Origin of the sequence: Terrirubrum flagellatum (assembly GCF_022059845.1) — a bacterium.
GTDB lineage: Bacteria > Pseudomonadota > Alphaproteobacteria > Rhizobiales > Beijerinckiaceae > Terrirubrum > Terrirubrum flagellatum.
The window spans coordinates 101,837-119,990 of sequence record NZ_CP091853.1 but is presented as its reverse complement, the minus strand read 5'-3'; the positions used below and the strand labels follow the sequence as shown (position 1 = coordinate 119,990).

Genomic DNA, 18,154 nt, shown 5'->3' with positions numbered 1-18,154 from the left:
TTAGCTCAACAGTAACCACTACTTTTTCAACGGTGTCCGCGCACAATTTGCGCCAACTGAACCCGATGAGCTGCACGGAGCGTGGTGGAATTATTTGAGTGCTTTGGCCCAACGTTCCGCAAGTTCACCCTGCTTGTCGTTGACGAAGCTCCAATCCCAGGTGAGGATCTTGTCCATGTCAGCGCCGGAAATCGGCACGTCGGCTTTAAGATCCGCGGGCACTGCGACCCTGGAATTTGTTGGAGAGACATAGAACTGTCTCATCATCATGCCCTGCACTTCCGGAGATAGCAAAAAGTTGGCGTATTGATAGGCGAGTTCTTTTTCCGGCGCATGGGCGAGAATATTGATCGTCTGGTCGAACATGATCATCCCCTCGTCCGGAATGACGCAATCGACGGGCAACCCTTGGCGGCGCAGACGCGCGATTTCACCGAAGTCGAACGGCGCGACAACAATCTCGCCAGTGGCAAGCGCGGTTGAGAGATTGAAGTCAACCTGAATCACTTGGCCGAGCTTAGTCAACGCGCCGAAGCCAGCATCGACATCGTATTGGTCTTTTCCGAAGATCTTCGAAAACAGCAGGAGCTCCATCTTGCCGGCGCTGTTAGCGAAATTGTAAAGGCCAATCTTGCCCTTGAACTCTGGATTGCTCCAGAGATCTTTCCAGCTCTTCGGCGGCGTCTTCACGAGATCAGTGCGATATCCAATGCCGATTGGCGAGACGGCGGCGATCGCGCCGTAACCATCTGTCTTGCTGGCCAGCGGATAAAGGTCTTTGTAGTTCGGCAGTTTCGTGAGATCGAGCTTCTCGAAGAATCCCTCCTTGCGAAGGCCCGAGGCAAAAACCTCATTGGTCATCACGATCGAATAGGGAGGCTTGGCGGCGCCCGCAGCGCGCAGATTGGCGCCCCAGGCGCGGCCGTTGCCCACGTCGAGCTGGACGGCGGCGCCGGTCTGCTTGGTGAATTCCGGCGCGACCGTGGTGCGCCAATACTGTTCCCAGACGCCGCCAAGCGTTGGCACGATCAACGTCTTCTGCTGCGCGCGGGCGGCGGGAAGTCCGAAGAATCCGGCCGCCGAAAATGCAGCGATCCCAGTAAGAGCCTGCCGCCTTTTGAACGCTGTCATCTGCAGTTCCCCTTTGCGGTCTTTGATGGATGAAGCTGACGGCTCCCGCTTTCGGGCACGAATTTTAGATAGCTATCAGCCTTTCGAGAAAGCCTGTTTCGTCTTCAGTTCGATATATTCCCCATAGGTGATCGTTTGGTATTTTGCTCCGTCCTTGATGAAAGGCGGCAGGCACTCGATCCTGGTGTCCTTCGATGGATTCAAGAAGAATGGAATCGATTGGCGGCGCGCCGCGCCTTTAAAGCCGCTCGGCGGATTGGCGACCCGATGTGGGGTGGAAACCCATTCGTCATTGGTCCAACGCATGAAGGCGTCCGCAATGTTAATGACGTAGGCGCCTTCGATCGACGGCGCATCGAGCCATTCGCCGTTGCGGTTCCTGACCTGCAGGCCGCCGGGCGACGCCTCCGAACGCAGGATCGTCATGAAGCCGTAATCGGTGTGAACCCCCGCCCGAAGCTGCCCCGGCAGCGGCGCTTCGTTCTGCTCGGGATAGTTGATGACGCGCAGCGCCGAGAGATGATTTTCGAAGGATGGCTCGAAATAATCCTGATCGAGACCGATCGCCTGACAAAAGATATGGCGCATGTGCTTCGACAGCTTTTCCATTTCTTCGAAATAGTCTCGGAAGGCCTTCTCCAGCCCAATCGGCCGATCGGGCCAGACGTCGCCTGGCAGGTTCTCGCCGAAGTTCAGACTTTCCTTGTAATCCCCTGGCGTTTTGACGCCGAGCGTCGCGGCCAGCGCCTCCTCGGCGATCGGAGAGAAGGCGACCCCGCCCGTCACGCCTGCGCCGCGACCGATCGTTTTCTTCCAATCCTGGGGCTCATCGAAGAAGGCGCGAGCGAGATTATAGAGCCGCGCGGTGATTTCCGGCGAGACGCCGTGACCCGTTACGAGGAAGAAGCCGGTGTCGCGGCAGGCGGTTTCGATGGCCTTGACGACGCTCGCGCCGCCGGCCTCGCGCCGGATGAAGGGGCCGACATCAATGACCGGAATGCCTGGCGCGGCAGCGGCGGATGACGGGGAATTGGCGCTTGAACCGGCCACGAGCAACCTCCAACTTTGCACCTGACAAACAGATGTTGACAAAATCATCTGTTGTTGTCGATATCAAAAATCGCCAGGTTTCGAGGCGTGGCGCGCCGGGAAGATCAATTCGAAATGGATGACCTCGCCCCCCAGGAAGCGACCGTCCTCGCAATCATCAAGGACAACCCGTTTGCAGGCCAGCAGGAGATCGCGATCCAGCTCGGGCTCGCGCGCTCTACGGTCGCGGCGCATATCGTGCAGCTCATGCAGAAGGGTTACATCCTTGGCCGCGGATATGTGATGCCGGCTCAAACTCGCGCTGTCTGCATCGGCGGCGCCGTGCTCGATCGAAAATACCGCGCCAAACAGGATCTGGTGTTTGAGACCTCCAATCCGGTCGATGGTGTCCGCTCCATGGGCGGCGTCGCCCGCAACGTCGCGGAAAATCTGGCGCTCCTTGGCGCCATGACGAGTTTCGTTTCGATCGTCGGGGATGATGAGGGCGGCCACGCGCTTTTGAAATACATGCGCGAACGCGGAGTCGATGTGAGCCAAGTCGTCACCACGACAGAACGCCCTACAGCTGAATATGCGGCGATCCTCGACGCCAAGGGCGAGCTTGTGCTCGGCATCGCCGACATGGGCATTTTCGACCTGTTGATGCCCACCTATTTCGAGCGCATTTGGCCGCATCTTGCGGCCGCAAGTTGGATCTTTTGCGATTGCAATGTGCCGGCCGAGACGCTTGCCGCGCTGATCGCCAAGCGCCAAGGGGCGCGCTTCAAGCTGGCGATCGACGCCGTTTCGACGCCAAAGGCCGCTCGCCTGCCCAAGGACCTGACAGGCGTCGACCTCCTCTTCATGAACATCGACGAAGCCAACGCCGTTCTGCAGCGCAAGGGGCGCAAGACGATCCACGATGCGAAGGAGGCCGCGCTTGCCCTCCAGGCCGCCGGAGCTCGCGAGGCGGTCGTAACCATGGGACCGCGCGGGATCGCAGTCGCGGGCGTCGACGGCGCGCGAGCGTTGCCCGCGGTGCAGGCCAAGCCTCTCGACATCACCGGGGCGGGCGACGCAATGATCGCCGGCACGCTGCACAGGATGCTCAATGGCGAAGACATCTATGCGGCGGCGCGCATCGGCGCGCTGCTCAGCGCGCTGACGATCGAAAGCGCGGCGAACGTCCATAGCGAACTATCGGAGCGCTTCCTGGGCGCCAATATGCATCGTCTCGCCGGATGAGGCGGCCGATCGAAAGCGCCAAAGGGGAACTACCGAAGATGATCGTTCTGAAACCGAAACTGAGCCCGGAAGTCGCCGAAGCGCTCGCCTCCGGCGGAGCCGTCGTGGCGTTGGAATCGACCATCATCACCCATGGCATGCCCTATCCGGCCAATCTGGAGACTGCGCTTTCCGTCGAGACGGTGGTCCGCGAAAACGGCGCCGCGCCAGCGACGATCGCCGTCATCGAAGGCGAGTTGCGCGTCGGCCTCGAACGCCGTGAATTGGGCGAACTGGCCCAGGCCGAGGGCGTTGTGAAAGCGTCTGGCCGCGACCTCGCGGTCGCCATGGTCAAGAAGCAGTCGGCTGGCGTCACTGTTTCTGCAACGATGCTGCTCGCCGATCTCGCCGGCATCGACGTTTTCGCCACCGGCGGCGTCGGCGGCGTGCATCGCGGCGCAGAACAAACCTTCGACATCTCCGCCGATCTGACCGAACTTGGCCGCACCAAGACAACCGTCGTCTGCGCCGGCGTCAAATCGATCCTCGATATCGCCAAGACGCTGGAATATCTGGAGACCCAGCGCGTCCCGGTGATCGCTTATGGCGCGGACGATTTCCCGGCGTTCTTCACCCGCAAGAGCGGCCATAAGGCCGACCATCGGCTGGATACGCCGGAGGAAATCGCTGCGGCCATGCGCCTGCACCACGCGCTCGGTTCAGGCGCCGGTATTCTGATCGCCAACCCAATTCCGGAAGCCGCCGCCCTGGCGCCGGAATTTATCGACGGGACGATCGCAGACGCCGTGCGGGAAGCCGCCGAGCGCGGCGTCGGCCGCAAGGAGCTGACGCCCTTTCTGCTCGCGCGCATCGACGAATTGTCCAAGGGCGAGAGCCTGAAGGCCAATATCGCTCTGGTGAGGAACAACGCCGAGCTCGCCGCAAAGATCGCCGTCGCCTACGCGGCGCTGAAGAAGGCCGGCAAATAAGCAAGGCACTTAAGGGAAACCCCGATGAGCTACGAGACGATACTTTACGAGAAGGACGGCGCCGACAAGTTCGCGACGATCACGATCAATCGTCCGGACAAGATGAACGCGATGAACAAGACGGTGATCCGCGAGATCGACTTTGCGCTGAAGGCCGCCATCGCCGATCCCGATGTCAATGCGTTGATCATTACCGGCGCCGGCCGCGCCTTCTCCGCCGGTTACGACCTGCAGGGTGGCGATTTTGACGTCGATATCGACTTCTGGCGCGAAGACATGACTGAGAATGCGGAAGCGCTGCTCAATATCTGGCGGGCGCCAATCCCGGTTATCGCTTCTGTCAACGGCTATGCGCTCGCTGGCGCGCTGGAATTGATGATGTGCTGCGATCTTGCGATCGCTGCAGACACGGCCAAGTTCGGCGAGCCGGAAGTGCGTCATAACTCCGGCCCGCCGGCGTTGATGATGCCCTGGCTGCTCGCCACCCGAGACGTGCGTTGGTTGATGTTCACCGGCGACATGGTGGATGCCGAGGAGGCGTTGCGTATGCGTCTCATCAACAAGATCGCGCCAGCCGATCAGCTCAAGGAAAAGACGGAGAATCTTGCGCGCAAGTTGGCTCGTATGCCGGTTCCGGCGCTGAAATACACCAAGGCCTCGATCAACAATCAGCAGATGATCGCCGGTCTCCTGCCGTCATTCCAGTACAACATCGACGCGATCGCAGCGCTTCATGTGACGAAGCAAGGCCGTGAATGGATGGCGAACCTGGCGAAGATGTCCTTGAAGGAATACCTCGCCTTTCGCGACAATCCGTTCAAGGGTCTCGACTGAGAAAGCCTTCGCTCATGCCCGCGCACGGGATCGATGCGATGCGGGCTTTGATGGCGCCGCGTTCCGTCGCCATCGTCGGCGCCACCGAGCGCGTTGACGCTTCTTCCAGCTTTGTGATCAGGAACCTGATGCGCTTCGGCTATCAGGGCAAGATCATCCCCGTTCACCCAAAAGCTGAAACGATCTTCGGCCATCGCGCCTCCCCCTCTCTTTCCGCGCTCGACGCCGCGCCGGATGTGGCGTTGATCGGCCTGGCCGCCGATAAGGTTGCGACAGCGTTGGAGGAATCCGGACGGATCGGCGTCAAGGCCGCCGTCGTGCTTGCCTCAGGCTTTGCTGAGCTGGGCGAAGTCGGCCGCGAGAGACAGCGGCGGCTGATCGAAATCGCCGAACGCTATAGCATGGTGATCTGCGGACCGAACTGCCTCGGCCTCTTCAATCTCGGCGCCGGCGCCGCGCTCTGTTCCTCCAGCCTTTCGACCAATCTTGAAGCGGGCCGCTTCGCGATCCTTTCCCATTCCGGCGCCAGTGCGCTCGCTCTCAGCAATACCGGCCGATTTGGGTTGAGCTACATTGTTTCCTCCGGCAACAGCGCCGTCACCGACATTCCCGATTATCTGGAGTTCCTGGCGGCCGATGAAGCCACGAGCGCTGTCGGCGTCGTCATCGAGGCGATCCGCGAGCCGGAACGGCTCGCGGCGGCGATGGGAAAGATGCACGCGGCTGGCAAGCCGGTGATCGCGTTGCGCGCCGGCCGTTCCGCGCGCGGCGCGCAGGCGACTGCGGCCCATACGGGGTCGCTCGCCGGCAGCAATGAGGCCTATCGCGCGTTCTTCAACCGTGTCGGCATGATTGTAGCGCCGGACATGGATGGCTTCATCGAGACGGCGACGCTCTGTCTGAATCTCAGGCAGACCCCGACGAAGCCCGGCATTGCGATCGTTGGCGTCTCGGGCGGCGGCGTCGCCCACGTCTCCGACATTGCCGATGAGGCAGGCCTATCGTTGCCCGATCTTCAGGCGGAAACGATCGCAAAGCTCAAAGCTCTGCTGCCGCCCTTTGCGACGCCTCAGAACCCGCTCGATACGACCGGCGCCGTCTTCGCCAATGGCGGCATCTATCGCGACGTCTTGCATGCGTTGGCCGATGATCCCTCGATCGGCCTGATCGTCGCCGCACAAGATGCGCCGAGCGCTCTCGATGATCTTTGCGCCTCTGAATATCTGGGCATCGCGGAAGCCGTGTCCGAGTATGCCGCAGCCGACAAGACGCCCGTCGTCTTTATGAGCAACCTTTCCTCCGGCCATCACCGCGCCGTCGAAGCGAAGCTGCCGAACGTGCCAGTGCTGCGTGGGACAAGAAGCACGCTGACGGCGATCGCCAATCTGACCGTGCTGAACCATGACGTTTCCTGGCCAGGCAAGGCGACATTCGAAAAGAAGTCGCTCCCGACGGGCGCGCTCACCGAGCGCGAGGCGAAATTGTTGTTGGCGGCCGAGGGCCTACCGACGCCGAGGGAACAATTTGTCACTACCGCCAACGACGCCGCGGAAGCGGCGAAGGCGCTCGGTTTCCCGGTGGTGATGAAGATTGAATCGCCGGATATCTCACACAAGACAGAAGCCGGCGGCGTAAGACTCAACATCGCATCAGAAGCAGAGGCCCGCGATGCTTTCCACGCGATCATGGCAAACGCCCGCGCTTATGACCCGGATGCGAAACTTCGCGGCCTCTCGGTGCAGGAAATGGTGAAAGAAGGCGTCGAAGCTCTGGTCGGACTGGTGCGCCACGAACCATTTGGTTTCGGTCTTGTCGTTGGAATCGGCGGGGTGCTCGTGGAACTTGTGAAGGACACAGCCTTTGACTTGCTTCCAATCGATCTCGCCCGCGCCGAAATGCTGATCGACGAAACGAAGCTGGCCTCCCTTTTGGAAGGGTATCGCGGCGCGCCGAAAACCGACCGCAGGGCGTTGGTCAAACTGCTGGTGCAGCTCTCGGACTTCGCCGCCCGTTATGGCGATGATATCGAGGCAGTCGATCTCAATCCCGTCGCCGTACTGCCGGACGGCCGCGGCGTGCGCATCCTTGACGCGCTGATTATTCCGCGTGCGAATGTCTGGTGAAGCGTAGCCGACCTCGTTTGCCCATCATCCATTGGCGCGGCGGAGCTGATTGTTGGGATTGCTCGTCCGGGCGAATGCGGGTTCAGGAAAGATGATGCATTTGTCGCTCAGCCGGGCTTTTGAAGCGTCAGCTTTCGCCGTCGACCTCTGCGATCTCGCATTGATGGGGAGGCGATCGAGGTGCGCGGTGTTCATCGTACGCATCCGACGAGAGACGCCTTGCGGATGATTGGGCTGATCGTTGAGAACAGTACGTATGGCCAGCCATACGAACAGTGCGCCCAAGCGGCTTGAGGTCGTGGACACGGGCCGGCGGCGGCGCTGGTCTGATGAAGAGAAAGCGCGGATCGTTCTGGAGAGCATGTCCGGTCCGCGGTTGGTGTCGGCGACGGCGCGCCGTCACGGCGTCTCGCGCTCGCTGCTCGTGACATGGCGTCGGGGCCTCGGCATTGAGCGGCGCGATTCCGAGACGACTTTTGTTCCGGCAGTCATCGCTGGGGAGGAGCCCGCTACGCCGTTGGAAGCCGCGCCAGCCGTCGAGCACGCGAATGCTGGCGCGTCGCGGCTTGAGATCGTGCTGACGAACGGGCGGCGTGTGATTGTCGATACGGGCGTCGACGTCGAGGCGCTTGGTCGGATCGTCGCGGTACTCGATCGGCGATGATTGGGATTCCGACGGGTGTACGGGTGTGGTTAGCGACTGGCCACACCGACATGCGAAAAGGCTTTGCGTCCTTGTCGCTGCAGGTGCAGGAAGTGTTGCGCAAGGATCCGCTAAGCGGTCATTTATTTTGCTTTCGCGGGCGCAGAGGCGATTTGCTGAAGGTGATTTGGCACGATGGTCAGGGCGCATGCCTGTTCACGAAAAAATTGGAGAAGAAGCGCTTTTTGTGGCCGTCTTTGGCGGACGGCGCGGTGTCGATCTCACAGGCGCAGATGAGTTATCTATTGTCAGGGATCGATTGGCGAAACCCGCAAGAAACCTGGCGACCAACGAGCGTTGGTTGAGGGTTTATCGTTGAATTTGGCGGCGAATGTGATTCCATCGCGGTGTGAACTCCACCGCTGGACCGCTGCCTTCTGATCTCGCCGCCGCGCACGCGATGATCCTCGCCGAGCGCGCGGCGCGCCACGCGGCGGAGGCGAAGGTCGCCGAAACGGCCAACGCGCAGGCGAAACTGTCGGGCACGGAAGCGCTGATCGCTTATCTTAAGCTTGAGATCGAGAAGCTGCGGCGGACGATTTACGGGACGCGTTCGGAGCGGTCGGCGCGATTGCTCGATCAGCTGGAATTGCAGCTGGAGGAGCTCGAGGCGGCGGCGACCGAGGATGAACTCGCGGCCGAGAAAGCCGCGGCGAAAACGCAGAGGGTTCGTTCGTTTGAGCGCAAGCGGCCGGTGCGAAAACCGTTCCCTGACGACATCGAGCGGGAGCGCGTCGTGCTTCCGGCTCCGACGGAGTGTCCGTGCTGCGGATCGAACCGTTTGTCGAAGCTTGGCGAAACGGTCACCTCGACTTTGGAGGAGATCCCACGCCGCTTCAAAGTGATCGACACGGTGCGCGAGAAGTTCTCCTGTCGAGACTGCGAGACGATCACGCAGCCGCCGGCGCCGTTTTACGCCACTCCGAGGGGCTATATCGGGCCGCAGCTTCTGGCGACGATTCTGTTCGACAAGTTCGGGCAGCATCTGCCGCTAAACCGGCAGAGCCAGCGCTTCAAATGTGAGGGCATCGATCTCTCGGTCTCGACGCTGGCCGATCAGGTTGGCGCCGGCGTGTTCGTCGCCAGGCCGATCTTTAATCTGATCGAAGCCCATGTGCTCGCCGCCGAGAGGCTGCACGGCGACGATACGAAAATCCCGATCCCGCCAAGGGCAAGACGGACACGGGCCGCATCTGGACCTATGTTCGCGACGATCGTCCGTTTGGCGGCGAGACCCGCCGGCGGCGCTCTATTACGCCTCCCGCGATCGGCGCGGCGAACATCCGTCGCGCCATCTCCGAGGCTTCGCTGGCATCCTTCAGGCCGACGCCTATAGCGGCTTCAACGCGCTCTTCGATCCCGGCCGCAAGGTCGAGCCGCTGACTTCAGCCTTTTGCTGGGCGCACAGCCGAAGAGGCTTCTTCGAACTGGCCGACATCGACAAAAACGCGCGGCGCGGTCGCGTGGCGACAGCGATCTCACCGATCGCGCTGGAGGCCGTGCGCCGGATCGATCTGTTGTTCGAGATCGAGCGCGAGATCAACGGGCTCAGCGCAGGCGAGCGTCTGCAAATCCGTCAGGAGAGGAGCGCGCCGCTGCTAGCGGAATTGGAAACATGGCTGCGCGAGCAGCGCGGCAGGCTGTCGCGCTCATCCGGCGTCATCAAGCCGATCGATTACATGCTTCATCGCTGGGACGGCTTCGCCCGCTTCGTCCATGACGGGAGAATCTGCCTGACGAATAACGCGGCGGAACGGGCGCTCCGCGGTTTTGCCCTTGGAAGAAAAGCCTGGTTGTTCGCCGGCTCTGACCGGGGAGCCGAGCGAGCCGCCGTCATGGCGACGCTCATCATGACCTGTCGCCTCAACGACGTCGATCCGAAGGCATGGCTCGCCGATGTCTTTGCGCGCATCGCCGACATCCCGCAGAATCGGCTGTGCGAATTATTGCCATGGCGCTGGGCGATGGATCAGGAGCGCCGTAAGCTGGCGGCATGACTGACGCCATCGCCCACCTCAAGGTGACGCTCGACGACGTTGAGCCGCAGGTTCTGCGTCGCCTTGAAGTTCCAGTGACAATCCGTCTCGACCGGCTGCATCTTGCATTGCAGGACGCCATGGGTTGGACCAACAGCCATCTCTATGAAATCCGCGCCGGCGATGTCGGCTGGGGCATTCCCGATCCAAGTTGGGGCGACGGCCCGCTCGATGCGCGCAAGATTAAGCTCATCGACGTGCTCGAAGATGTCGGCGTGAAGACCTTGCGATATCTCTATGACTTCGGCGACGGGTGGGAGCACACGATCAAAATTGAGCGGATCGTCGACGCCATGCCGGGCGTTCTCTATCCGCGCCTCATCGACGCCAAAGGTCGTTGTCCGCCCGAAGACGTCGGCGGACCCTGGGGATATGGCGAGCTCGTGGAGGCGATCGCTGATCCGAAACATGAGCGCCATACTGAATCCGTTGAATGGCTCGGCGCGCCATTCGATCCCAACGACATCAATGTCGCAGTTCATGCCGCCGCGCTCGAAGCGCTCGCTAAAAGGTGGTCACGTAAAACAGCGATCAAGCGCACCAAGGTCAGTTAAACCACCGCCCTCACCAAAGGACTCAAACAGCCGCGGTCTTAGTCGGATGAATACTGTTCATCCTGGCTTCGGAAAGACGTTCGGCGGAATGCTCCAGCACGTTCAACGTCGAAGTTATCGAGAGCGAGTTCTAAAGCGCGTGCGCACCCATTTGACGCGGCCTGATAAAGCGGCGCTTGGCCCGGAAGCGGCAAATTGTGTTGTGAGCCCTCGAATGGACGCTGTGCTGGCTCTGAACGTCCGCTCTTGAGATTCAGGCGGAATGCCGGCTATTGGCGCCAAGATGACAAACAGCTTCTTCTCGACATAGAGAACCGACGCGCTCTATCAAGCATCAACTGATCGTCGCCCAATTGCCGCCGGCGAAGGATGTCGACGGCTTCATCGACGTAGATACATCAATTGATCACCGCAATCTGTGACGCAGAACGACAACATGCGGCGCAACAACCACATCATTGCATGATTGAGCCAGTGCAGGGGCCCTCGACACCATCACGCCATTCCATGTGCAACTTTCTCGGGAATGAAGGCGATCACCTCGATCTCAAGACCGCAATCCATCGGCGTGCGGCCAGCCTGCATGCGCGCGCGGGCGGGTAGCGCCTCGCGGCTGGAAAAATATCTGACATAGACCTTCTCGAATTCCTCGGCCTGGGTCTGATCGCGCAGCCAGACATTGGTCTTCAAGAGGCAGTCCATGTTGGAGCCTGCCGCCTCGACCAGCTTCTTGATGTTTTCCATAACGATCTCGACCTGTCGTGGAAACGGCGTGTCGGGCATGGGTGGAACCTTGGCGCCGGCGGCGCGCGCGGCCGCGACTTCGGCGCAGAATTCCGCTTCGAAAGGAGCAAGGCCCGAAAGGTAGAGCATGTCGCCGTAACGAATGCACAGATTGTAAGCCCCGCCATTTTCCGGAACATCCGCCCTGATAATTTCCTTATGCATCATGTTTGTCCCTTGCGCTCATGTAGGATTTAAAATGCGCCACGCCGCACATCAGTTTCGCTTCTGGCGCAGCAATATGTGAATCATGCTCCGGGCGATGAAAGGACCGAGCAGCGACACGGCGAAGAGGCGCAGCGTCTGCAGGGTCATCACGAACGTCATATCCGCGCCGGCGTTGACGGCGATCAAAGCGATCGAGTCTATGCTGCCTGGCACAGTCGCCAGAAGCGCGCTCATCAGGTCGACGCCCGCGACGACCGACAGAACTGCACCCGATGCAGCGCAGAGAACCACGAGAAATAGCGCTGCGCTGACCAGCGACGGCAGCGCTTTGGCTCCCGTCCGCAGGATGTCCGGCGTCATGCGCAGGCCGATATGCGCGCCGAAGGCGAGATAGGCGAGCGTCACCAACCAGTTGGGCACGGCAAGATTGACTTGCGCCAGTTGCAGCGCGGCGCCGGCCATCAACGGCACGAGCGATGCGGCGGATGGGATGAACCGCAGATAGCGGGCCGCGATCGTTCCCAGCAATGCAAGACCGAGCACCGCCGCTAATGATCGGGGATCGGAGGATTGCGCCGACGAAGGGGGCGACACGGACGCGCCGACGATGAAAAGCGCCGCGACCACCATCGTCGCGATGACCACCATCAGCCGCACGGTCTGGATCAGCGCGACCAGCCTGCTGTCCAGTCCGCGATCGTGCGCCATGGCGATGACCGTTCCGGCCATGCCCGGCAGGAATCCCCAGATCGCCACCTCGCCATCAATGCCGGTGCAGCGTCCAGCAAGCCATCCAACCAGGCATGACGCCAGCAGCGTCAGCGACACGAAAACGACGACGATCGGCCAGATGTCACCGACTTTAGCGAACATCGCGGCGTTGAAGCGACTCGCGATCAGACATCCGGCGACGCCCTGAGCCATCCAGTGCGCAGCATTCGGAACACGGATCTTGCTGTTCCGCTGCGCCATCAGGACGCCGATCACCATCGGTCCGAGCATCAGCGCTGCGGGAATTGAGAACAACTGGAGAAGCTGTCCGAGCGCAAGGCCGGATGTCAGCAGCACAAGCCACTGCTTCGGCGCGGCGAATGCGCTGACCTTCACGACAGCGTGCGAGGGCGCGCCTCAATGCCAACCAGACGCAGGCGGTCCTCGACAGCCGCCGCCTGTCGCAGCAGGGCTGCATCCTCACCGGGCCGGGCCACCAGCTGCACGCCGACAGGCATCCCTGCGGCGCCGAGTCCAGCGGGTATCGTCACGCTTGGACAACCGAGCAGCGTCCAACGGATGTTATAGGTCGCGGGCCCGGTCTTCGCATGGCCAAGAGGCGCCTCGCCCGGCGCGGAAGGAGTCATCAGGAAATCAGCCTCGCCGAAGAGCCCATCCAGGTCGGCAAGGGCGCGATCGCGGGCCGCGATGGCGGCGCTCCACCGGGCGAACGAGATTCCCTCATGCCTGCCAAGGAAAGCATGGGTCTCCGGGCGCAGCGCGTTCCAATGCAGATCGCGGTCGACCGCGAGCGACGCCGAGGCCTCCCAGGCGAAGACGTCTTCCTGCGCGGCGCCTAGTCCTTCCCACCAGTTTGGAACCGGTCGCGTCGTCACGGCGCTCAGCGTCGCCGCCGCCCTTTCCACAGGGGAAAAGTCGGCGATGGGATCGTGGACCGGCAAGAATAGTCCCAAAGGCGCCAGCGGCAGAACCACATCGGGCGCCAAGCGGTCCGGCGAAAGTTCTGGCCGCCGCATGCAGACCGAGGCGAGGAGCGCGAGGTCGCGTATGTCGCGCGCCATTGGACCGACGACATCAAGCGTCGCCGAGAGGGGCTTGACGCCGAACGTCTCGATCAGCTTCGGCGATGGTTTCATCGCGGCGACGCCGCAATAAGCCGCCGGCCTGATCGTCGAACCCGAGGTCTGGGTGCCGAGCCCCATCAGGATCAATCCGGCGCCCAGCGCCGCAGCCGTGCCGCTGGACGATCCGCCGGGCGTTCGCGCGGAGTCGAACGGGTTCACGGTCGGGCCTGGAGCCGCCGTGGCGAATTCGGTCGACACGGTCTTGCCCATCAGGACAGCCCCTGCGCGCCGTATCAGGTGCACCACGGGCGCGTCGCGGCAGGGTCGCCAGCCCGGATAGGCAGCGGACCCGTATTCTGTTGGCATGTCGCCCGTATCGATGACGTCCTTGACGCCGAAGGGCACGCCGGCAAGCGGTCCTTTCGGCGCAACGGCCGCAAGGGCGCGAGCCTGTTTCGGCGAATGATGAATGAAGGAGCGAAGGACCGGATCGACAGCAGCGATTCGGTCGAGCCAGGTTTCAGTGACCGCTTCAGCGCTAAGAGTCCCGGAAACGACTGCTCTTGCGATTGCGCGGGCGCTCAGGCCGGCGATACTGGCGGAAGACGACGTGCTCAAGCTGTTATCCTTGGGATATGCGGACGGCGTGTCGCCCAGGGGCGGGCGATCTCCAACTGGCCGGCGAGGCTGAAAAGAAGTGCTTCGGCGCCAAAGGCGGCCCCGAAATGAACTCCGACGGGAAGCCCGCCATCCGTCCAGTGCAACGGCACGCTCATGGCGGGGCACCCCGACGCATTGAAAACGGCCGTCAGAGGCGCGTGCGCCCAGAAGCGTTCGAAAAAGGCGTCGACGTCCATTCCAGCGCCTGCGAGATAGCCAAGCCTCGGTGCGGTCTCGGCTGTCGTTGGCGACAGGTAGATATCGTACGCGGCGAAATATCGCCCGAGTGCTCGGCTCGACTGGTGCAGCGCGTCGATGGCGGCGAGATAATCCGTTCCCGAAAAGGCTTCGCCCCTCAGAACCCATTCACTGTTCACGGGTTCGAGCAGCGCGAGAGGATCGGCGACGCCGCGCGCCTTCGCGAGGTTTCGTACGCCTCTCGCGGCCGAAACCGCGGAAACCGTGAACCAGGCGCGCTTGACTGCGTCGCGATCATAGGCGGGAGCGGCCGGCTCGACATGATGGCCAAGGCTCTCGCAAAGATGCGCAGCGGCCGTGACCGCAGCCCTGCAGTCGGCGTCGCCGCCAGTCTCCAGTCCGATGCGCAGCGGGCGCGGCGGCCGCGAGACCGCATCGAGAAAACCTCCCTCGACCGGGGGCGAGCCCCAGGGATCTCCGACATCGGCTCCATGGGTGATATCCAGCATTGCGGCGCTGTCGCGCACCGACCGACTGATTGCATGCAGCGTCGCCATGCCGCCGATCCCTTCGGCGATGGCCGGACCCGATGGATTGCGCAGCCGTGACGGCTTCAGGCCAAAGACGCCGCAATGGGCCGCGGGAACGCGGATCGACCCGGCCCCGTCGGAGCATTGCGCCAGCGGCGCGATGCGCGCGGCGACTACAGACGCGGCTCCTCCGGAGGAGCCGCCTGGCGTCCGATCCGTATCCCAGGGATTGCGGGCCGCTCCGTGAAAATCGCCTTCCGTGGTAAAGCTCAGCGCCAATTCGGGCGTATTCGTGCGGCCGATGAATGCAAAGCCAGCCTTCCGCAGCCTCGCTCCCAGCGTGCTGTCTGCTGGACTCACGATATCCTTGTGCAGACGCGAGCCAGCGGTGATCGGCGCGTCCTTGAGCGCGACGCCGGTGTCCTTCAGCAGCAGCGGAACGCCCGCGAAGGGCGCGTCGGTCGCATCGGACGCGGCGTTCGGAAAATGATGGACCACCGCATTCAGCACGGGGTTCAGCGCGGCGACGCGGGCGCGGGCCTCGTTGACGAAATAATCCGGAGCGACATCACCCCGTCTCACGAGCTCGGCCATCGCGAGCGCGTCTAGACCATCGTAGTCCACCGCGGTTCCTTTCAAGGCTTGGCTGCGCATGCGTCAGGAGGAAACCGCATGCCACACAATGGTCGACACGCCCGCCGGCAGCCGCGCCTGCGCGCGTCGCCCCTTCAGAACGAGCATGCGTCGCCCGAGGCGCTCACCGGCCTTCCCTCGCGCTTCGACCTTGAAGATCCCGTCGGGCGGCAGGATCTGCATGGCATCGAACCGCCAGCCGTCGACATGGGCGGCGATCGCCGTCTCGAACGGCCGCCCGAGCAGCCGTTGCGCTTCGTCCAGCCGATTGGCCCGGATGGCGGAGCGAATCCGGCTCGAGGAAATCCGCGCGCCATGGATTTTGTCGCAACGCTCGCCGACGATGTGGGTTGAAAAACCGTTGGCGTCGCCCATCGCCTGAAGCAGAGCCGCGTCTCCGCCGCGGCGCTGGCCGAAACGGAAGTCGGCGCCCGCGACCACAGCGGAGACGCCAAGTCCTGCGACGAGGCGATCCGTCACGAACACCGCGGCGGGCTGCGCGGCGAAAGCCGCGTCGAAGCGCGGCACGAAAATGACATCGATGCCCGCTTCCGCGAGCAATCGTTTCTGCACGGTCCAGCCGGAAATCATGAAACCTTGTTCGCCGCTGAAGTAATGGCGCGGATGCGGATCGAACTGGAGAACTGAAAGCGGCCGCCCCGTCGCGCGTGCGCGATGCGACGCCTCGACGACAAGCGCCCGATGCCCGAGATGCAGACCGTCGAAGTTGCCGAGCAGCAGCACCGAACCGCGCAGTTCATGCGGCAGCTCCCTGACGCCGTCGTGAATCGACGGCGCTCGCGGCGCGTCGTCATGCGGGGCTGCGGCGATCATCTCAGTTGAGCGTCGCATACCAGTCGAACACTTCCGACACAGCGATGCAGTCGGCATATTTCCTGTGCATGTCGTAGAGATTGGCGAAATGCGGGCTTTCGTGCAGGTCGGCGACGCACTCAACAGGAACGATCGTGCGATAGCCGCGGGACAGGCTGTCGACCACCGTGGCCCGGACGCATCCCGATGTGGAGCCGCCGGTAACGATCACAGTGTCGATTTTGTGATAGGTGGCAAGCGAGCCGAGATGAGTTTCAAAGAAGGCCGAAGGCATCTTCTTGTTCAGCACCACATCGCCTCTGACAACATCCAGACGCGGATCGAGCGCTGCGCGCGGCGAACCTTGTTTGATGTTCTGCAGACTGTCGGGCGTATCGGTGCGCGAGCCGAAGACGCCGCAGTCGTCGCCGGACTCGGAAAAAGCGACGTAGGTCCAGATCACCGGCAACCCGAGACGACGCGTCTCCGCAGCGAGGCGATTGACGTAATCGATCTGCCTGGGATCGGTCTCATAGGCCGTCTTGTATTGATCGTGCCGAGTATAGGCGCACTGGAGATCGACATTGATAAGCATTGGACGCGAGCCAAACCCATATCGCGGGCGAGTGGGATTCTTGCTGAGATGGTCGAACATCTGGCGGGCGGTCATATCGGAAAGTTCCATCTCAGCTCCTGCTGGCTGCGCCTGCGACGCGTTCTGCGAATATTGCCGGGCGGACGGAGCCCTGCGGGCTCCGCCTCGTTTGGCGCCGTCAGGTTTTGCTGAGCCAATCCAGCCAACGCAGGCGCACCTGATCCGCATTGGCGGCCCACCACGCCTCGTCGATTTGCAGATTGCGCGCGGCGTTCGCGGGATAACCGGGAAGCTGCTGCTTCATTTTCTCGGGAAGATCGCCGTAGATCGATGTGTTTGCGACATTGAACGGCATGCGTGAGGCGAAGGCGAGCGAGCCTTTCGCCAGGAGCGCGAAAGCAATCATCTTTTGTGCGCTCGCTCCGCCTGGAGCGGACTTCGGAATGACCCAGTAGTCCTGCTCCACGATACTTTGATTGAATGTGAAATCGATTTTCCCGGTGCGATTCTTTTCATCCAGCGTCCGCGAGAGACTCGATCCCATCAGGTCGACCTCGCCGTTCTGCATCAGCACGCCCCATTGAGAGGTCTTTTCGACCCAGAGGTTGATCTTCGGTTTCAACTCGTCGAGCGCCTTGAATGCGTCATTGACGTTGATCGGATAAATCTTGTCCGGCGGCACGCCGGCCGCCATCAGGGCGATCTCGAACGACGGACGCGGCTGCGCGTACAGCGCGCGCCGACCCTTGAAGCGCGTCGCATCCGCCCATTCCTTCCAGCTCTGCGGGCCCTCTGCGCCGAACAGACCCGTGTTCCAGGCGATCACAGTGGAAAAAGCGACCGATCCGACGCCGTATTCCTTGATGACCTTCGGGTCGATCTGCTCCTTCGGCACAATCTTGAAGATCAGATCATAGTCGATTTTTCGTAACAGGCCTTTTTTGATGGCGAGCTCCATCTGGGTGCCTTCAGCATCCATGAGATCCCACTCGACATTGCCGACTCTCTCCATCACCTCGAGCTTGGAGATATCGGGGACGGACGCTGTCGAAACATTGATTCCGCTCAACTGCGAGAATGGCTTGAACCAGACTTCTTTCATTGCATCTGTGGACGCGCCGCCCCAGGTGCAGACCACGAGCTCGCCGGATCCCTTGAGCAGGGAAAGGTCCTGCGCCGCGGCGGCGCCGACGCCGCCCGCGCCAAGCGTAGCGCCCATGCCCGCCAGAAAACGTCGCCGGTCAACATCAGGCGCCGCGGCCTCGGAGACGTCAGCGTGCTGATGCGGCTCCCCATTGTCCTTCGTCATCACAGAAACCCCCGGAAAGAAGATGGAATCTGCATTGCGGCGCCTC

General features: G+C 62.1%; 16 protein-coding genes and 1 pseudogene. 8 read left to right on the top strand and 9 right to left on the bottom strand.

Annotated features, from left to right (window positions below):
* Window positions 1-90: 90 nt before the first annotated feature.
* Entirely contained in the window at window positions 91-1,131 is a 1,041-nt protein-coding gene (locus tag L8F45_RS29140) for an ABC transporter substrate-binding protein (protein WP_342364194.1), read from the bottom strand.
* Window positions 1,132-1,206: 75 nt separating this feature from the next.
* On the bottom strand, window positions 1,207-2,181 hold the full coding sequence (locus L8F45_RS29135) for an isopenicillin N synthase family dioxygenase (RefSeq protein WP_342364193.1): 975 nt from the start codon (window positions 2,179-2,181) through the stop codon (window positions 1,207-1,209).
* A 114-nt stretch (window positions 2,182-2,295) separates the two neighbouring features.
* Between L8F45_RS29135 and L8F45_RS29130 the strand changes: the two genes are divergently transcribed.
* From L8F45_RS29130 to L8F45_RS29095, 8 genes and pseudogenes are all read left to right on the top strand, one after another.
* The gene (locus L8F45_RS29130) at window positions 2,296-3,405 is read left to right on the top strand and encodes a carbohydrate kinase (protein WP_342364192.1); all 1,110 of its coding nucleotides are present in this window, start codon (window positions 2,296-2,298) and stop codon (window positions 3,403-3,405) included.
* Between the two features lie 38 nt (window positions 3,406-3,443).
* Complete coding sequence (locus tag L8F45_RS29125) at window positions 3,444-4,373, top strand: pseudouridine-5'-phosphate glycosidase (RefSeq protein WP_342364191.1); 930 nt, start codon at window positions 3,444-3,446, stop codon at window positions 4,371-4,373.
* A gap of 24 nt (window positions 4,374-4,397) precedes the next feature.
* Window positions 4,398-5,207 (top strand): enoyl-CoA hydratase/isomerase family protein, encoded by an 810-nt coding sequence (locus tag L8F45_RS29120; RefSeq protein WP_342364190.1) that lies wholly within the window; start codon window positions 4,398-4,400, stop codon window positions 5,205-5,207.
* 50 nt (window positions 5,208-5,257) lie between these two features.
* Window positions 5,258-7,330 (top strand): acetate--CoA ligase family protein, encoded by a 2,073-nt coding sequence (locus tag L8F45_RS29115; RefSeq protein WP_342364189.1) that lies wholly within the window; start codon window positions 5,258-5,260, stop codon window positions 7,328-7,330.
* Window positions 7,331-7,586: 256 nt separating this feature from the next.
* Window positions 7,587-7,994: an IS66-like element accessory protein TnpA gene (gene tnpA, locus L8F45_RS29110; RefSeq protein WP_342363115.1), complete on the top strand. Its 408-nt coding sequence runs from the start codon at window positions 7,587-7,589 to the stop codon at window positions 7,992-7,994.
* On the top strand, window positions 7,991-8,338 hold the full coding sequence (gene tnpB / locus L8F45_RS29105) for an IS66 family insertion sequence element accessory protein TnpB (protein ID WP_342363114.1): 348 nt from the start codon (window positions 7,991-7,993) through the stop codon (window positions 8,336-8,338). The genes tnpA and tnpB overlap by 4 nt, the downstream gene beginning before the upstream one ends.
* Before the next feature lie 95 nt (window positions 8,339-8,433).
* Window positions 8,434-10,030: pseudogene (tnpC, locus tag L8F45_RS29100) on the top strand (IS66 family transposase).
* Window positions 10,027-10,623 (top strand): plasmid pRiA4b ORF-3 family protein, encoded by a 597-nt coding sequence (locus tag L8F45_RS29095; RefSeq protein WP_342359598.1) that lies wholly within the window; start codon window positions 10,027-10,029, stop codon window positions 10,621-10,623. Before tnpC ends, L8F45_RS29095 begins: the two are co-directional and overlap by 4 nt.
* Window positions 10,624-11,118: 495 nt before the next feature.
* On the opposite strand, the gene L8F45_RS29090 is transcribed toward L8F45_RS29095, so the two are convergent.
* The 7 genes from L8F45_RS29090 to L8F45_RS29060 form a co-directional block, all read right to left on the bottom strand.
* Complete coding sequence (locus L8F45_RS29090) at window positions 11,119-11,574, bottom strand: RidA family protein (RefSeq protein ID WP_342364188.1); 456 nt, start codon at window positions 11,572-11,574, stop codon at window positions 11,119-11,121.
* A gap of 48 nt (window positions 11,575-11,622) precedes the next feature.
* Window positions 11,623-12,681: an AbrB family transcriptional regulator gene (locus L8F45_RS29085; protein ID WP_342364187.1), complete on the bottom strand. Its 1,059-nt coding sequence runs from the start codon at window positions 12,679-12,681 to the stop codon at window positions 11,623-11,625.
* The gene (locus L8F45_RS29080; RefSeq protein ID WP_342364186.1) at window positions 12,678-13,988 is read right to left on the bottom strand and encodes an amidase; all 1,311 of its coding nucleotides are present in this window, start codon (window positions 13,986-13,988) and stop codon (window positions 12,678-12,680) included. Before L8F45_RS29080 ends, L8F45_RS29085 begins: the two co-directional genes overlap by 4 nt.
* Entirely contained in the window at window positions 13,985-15,352 is a 1,368-nt protein-coding gene (locus L8F45_RS29075) for an amidase (protein ID WP_342364185.1), read from the bottom strand. Before L8F45_RS29075 ends, L8F45_RS29080 begins: the two co-directional genes overlap by 4 nt.
* A gap of 63 nt (window positions 15,353-15,415) precedes the next feature.
* The gene (locus L8F45_RS29070) at window positions 15,416-16,225 is read right to left on the bottom strand and encodes an FAD synthetase family protein (RefSeq protein WP_342364184.1); all 810 of its coding nucleotides are present in this window, start codon (window positions 16,223-16,225) and stop codon (window positions 15,416-15,418) included.
* Window position 16,226: 1 nt separating this feature from the next.
* Window positions 16,227-16,889, bottom strand: a complete 663-nt coding sequence (locus L8F45_RS29065) for an isochorismatase family protein (protein WP_342364183.1) — start codon at window positions 16,887-16,889, stop codon at window positions 16,227-16,229.
* Between the two features lie 88 nt (window positions 16,890-16,977).
* The gene (locus L8F45_RS29060) at window positions 16,978-18,108 is read right to left on the bottom strand and encodes an extracellular solute-binding protein (RefSeq protein ID WP_342364182.1); all 1,131 of its coding nucleotides are present in this window, start codon (window positions 18,106-18,108) and stop codon (window positions 16,978-16,980) included.
* Window positions 18,109-18,154 lie beyond the last annotated feature (46 nt).